This is a genomic window from Acinetobacter sp. OYA S30 (assembly GCF_033599315.1).
Lineage (GTDB): Bacteria > Pseudomonadota > Gammaproteobacteria > Pseudomonadales > Moraxellaceae > Acinetobacter > Acinetobacter baumannii.
Map to the genome: position 1 here is coordinate 1 of NZ_JAWVAV010000101.1, position 1,999 is coordinate 1,999.

At 46.8% G+C, this 1,999-nt stretch carries 2 protein-coding genes; one reads left to right on the forward strand and one right to left on the reverse strand.

The genetic code is table 11. The features are described from left to right. Positions 1 to 634 precede the first annotated feature (634 nt). Positions 635 to 751 (forward strand): small membrane protein, encoded by a 117-nt coding sequence (locus R5R67_RS19760; protein WP_139134454.1) that lies wholly within the window; start codon positions 635 to 637, stop codon positions 749 to 751. Positions 752 to 1,518: 767 nt separating this feature from the next. Here the strand turns inward: R5R67_RS19760 and R5R67_RS19255 are convergent. Next, positions 1,519 to 1,710, reverse strand: a complete 192-nt coding sequence (locus tag R5R67_RS19255; protein WP_001041614.1) for a Rop family plasmid primer RNA-binding protein — start codon at positions 1,708 to 1,710, stop codon at positions 1,519 to 1,521. Positions 1,711 to 1,999 lie beyond the last annotated feature (289 nt).

Below are 1,999 nucleotides of genomic sequence, written 5' to 3' on the forward strand. Positions count from 1 at the left end.
TAGGCAGTTCGCTCCAAGCTGGACTGTATGCACGAACCCCCCGTTCAGTCCGACCGCTGCGCCTTATCCGGTAACTATCGTCTTGAGTCCAACCCGGAAAGACATGCAAATGCGCCACTGGCAGCAGCCACTGGTAACAGGATGTGCGAGAGATATTGTGAGAGTTCTTGAAGTGGTGCCCTTACTACGGCTACACTAGAAGGACAGCTTGGGTGACACGTCTCGCATAAGACTGTTACCACGGTTCAGAAGTTCCCCAACTTACTGAACCTTCGAAAAACCGCCTTGCAGGGCGGTTTTTTCGTTTACAGAGAAAGAGATTACGACGAGGCTGAATGAATCTCAAGATTTCATTTAGTCTGCCACCCGATCATTCAAAGTTTTGGCGTCGTTCTGACCCGCTCCCCGTGATTTGTTACATACCCACCACAGGGCATTAGTTTTTTTATTTTTTTGATGATATGTACAAAATCAGTGGTTAGGAATAATCTTAGAAACCTTAACAAACACATACAAAAACAGTGGTTATGTTTCATCTCACCACAATAAGTAACGACAGTATCATGCTAAAAAAAGATGATATTATCTTTATGAAATCATAACAGGCTGTTTTTATTAAATTAATCAGGCATTTATGGACTGGATTTCACTTGCTATCGCCATTGCGCTACTTGTTGTAGCTGTCTACTCAGGAATCTCATACTTCAGAGAAAAAAAAGCAATCAGTCGTACATTTAGGCGTAGGCGATAGCGCCCTATTTACCATAATCCCTTCTTACGCGCACCGCGAAAACGGCCTCAGGGCGTTTCTGAGGCCTCCGGCCTGAAACACACACCTTTCTGTGCCCATATCGAGAAAAAACGCCCCTGATGATTCTGGCGCGACTGCATGGCTATGCACGGACATACCTGGCCGGGATTTTAGCGGCTAAAATCCGATGAACGCCCTGAAAGCCACCACGAACCACCCCGATAACGGTGAACGGATGCGCAATTTATTGCGTGGCCGTGAGGCGTTGCCGGCACAGCCGGAAAAACCATTTTCAGCACGTGCAGGAGGCCCAGGAAGAGGGGCGGATGTACGAATAGTTCAGAGGTCAGATCTGACGTAAAAATGATGTAAAAGTGACGTAAAAGTGATGTACTTTTGATGTAATTCTGTTGTACACCCGCGATCTGACGTAAAAGTGATGTAATTTTGATGTACTTTTGATGTAATTCTGTAGTCAGGAAGAATAACCCGTTCATGCAGGCATGAACGATACAGTGAGGAACGCTTTTTTTGTCACGATCTCCCCTTAACCTGCGTAAATCACTCGCCATGGTTGATTATTTTTCAACCTCAAAATGGTCATACACCTAACGCAGCTGCGATTTTCATCGCAACTTCATGAAAAATAAATAAAAAAGAAAAAATACAGGGATTCTGGGTATTACCGGGGTAATAATGTTAAGCGCTAACACAATGAAAATTAAGGCGATGCCGGTATTACTCCGGTAATACTCAGAACGGAGACATTACGCACCGTCCTGCTGCTCATTCAGGCGCGCTGACAGGCTTCTGTAAAGGCGTTCCGCATCCTCATGGAGTTTCTCGCAAAAATCAGCCTCATGATCCAGATCCAGCTCATTAAGTCTGTCCAGAAGAAGCAGGGACTGATCCTGGATGAATTTAGCCATGTTAACGGCAGTCTTTTGTTGTTTGTTCATGAAGGCCCCGGCGCGAAAGTGCTTACTGTACGTTCTGATGGTTTTCCGCTTCCTCGCTCATTCGCTCACTCCGTTCGGTCATGAGTCTGCGGCGAGCGGAGGGAGGATAAGCAGATAACGTAACGGTAAGCATAACGAAAGCTAAGGACAAGGGCGAAAAGGCCACGCCCCGCCGGGGCGTTTTTCCATAGGCTCCGCCCCCCTGACAAGCATCACAAAATCTGACGCTCAAATCAGTGGCGGCGAAACCCGACAGGACTATAAAGATCCCAGGCGTTTCCCCCTGGTA

Coding starts and splice junctions, on each gene's coding strand:
- R5R67_RS19760 (WP_139134454.1), top strand. CDS start 635: ATGGACTGGATTTCACTTGCTATCGCCATTGCGCTACTTGTTGTAGCT.
- R5R67_RS19255 (WP_001041614.1), bottom strand. CDS start 1,710: ATGAACAAACAACAAAAGACTGCCGTTAACATGGCTAAATTCATCCAG.